Origin of the sequence: Xanthobacter aminoxidans (assembly GCF_023571765.1) — a bacterium.
In the GTDB taxonomy this organism is placed as follows: Bacteria; Pseudomonadota; Alphaproteobacteria; order Rhizobiales; family Xanthobacteraceae; genus Xanthobacter; species Xanthobacter aminoxidans.
On record NZ_JAMJXC010000064.1, the window covers coordinates 1 to 1006 of the forward strand.

Genomic DNA, 1006 nt, shown 5'->3' on the forward strand with positions numbered 1-1006 from the left:
TGATCTTCCCCCGAAAAAGTGGACGGGGTTAAGCCGCTCTGCGTTCCATCTCGGCCGGGCTGATGTAGCCGAGGGCGGAGTGCAGGCGGCGGGAATTGTAGAAGCCCTCGATGTATCCGAACAGGTCCCTTCGGGCCTCGGCCCTGGTGGCATAGAGGCGATGATGGACCCGCTCGGTTTTCAGAGTGTGGAAGAAACTCTCCATCGGTGCGTTGTCCCAGCAATCACCCTTTCGGCTCATGGATGGGGTGATGCCCGCTGCGGCAAGCGCCCCTCGGTAGGCTTCGGCAGCATATTGAATGCCGCGGTCTGAATGGTGGATCAGGCCGGGTGCCGGCCTCTGGCGCTCGATGGCCATGGCGAGGGCCTCAAGCGCGATCTGGGTGTGCAGGGTCTCGCGCATGGACCAGCCGACCAGTTTGCGGGTGTGCATGTCGAGCACGCCGGCAAGATACAGCCAGCCCTCGCCGGTGGGGATGTAGGTGAGGTCCGCCAGCCAGATCTGGTTTGGGGCGGACGTCCTGAAATTGCGCGCGAGCCGGTTGGGAGCGATCGGATAGGAATGGCGGCTGTCGGTCGTCCGCGTGCGCCTTGGCAAGGCGGCCAGGCCCCGGATGCCGGCGTGGCGCATCAGCCGCTCGATCCGGGAACGGCCCACGCGCCGACCATGTCCCCGCAGAACCGCATGGATCCGGGGGGCACCATAGGTCCCGCTGCTCTCGGCGTGGATCAGCCGGATGTCATCGGTGAGCACCCGGTTGGCCTGAGCGCGCAAACTCTCCGGCCGGGTGCGCCAAGCATAATAGCCGCTGGCGGACAGCCCCAAGGCCGCGCACATCACACGGACCGGCCACACAGCGCGATGCTCATCGACGAACCCGAACTTCATCGGGAGGCCGCTCCGAAGATGAGCGCGGCTTTTTTTAAGATGTCGCGCTCCATCCGCAGGCGTTCATTCTCCCGCCTGAGCCGGGCGTTCTCGGCAGCAAGGTCGGCCGGCGAGGGG

The 1006-nt window shown here is 65.6% G+C and carries 1 pseudogene; it reads right to left on the minus strand.

From position 1 onward, the window contains the following. Nucleotides 1-28: 28 nt before the first annotated feature. Nucleotides 29-1006 (minus strand): annotated as a pseudogene (locus tag EJ105_RS27630) (IS3 family transposase); the annotation flags it as partial.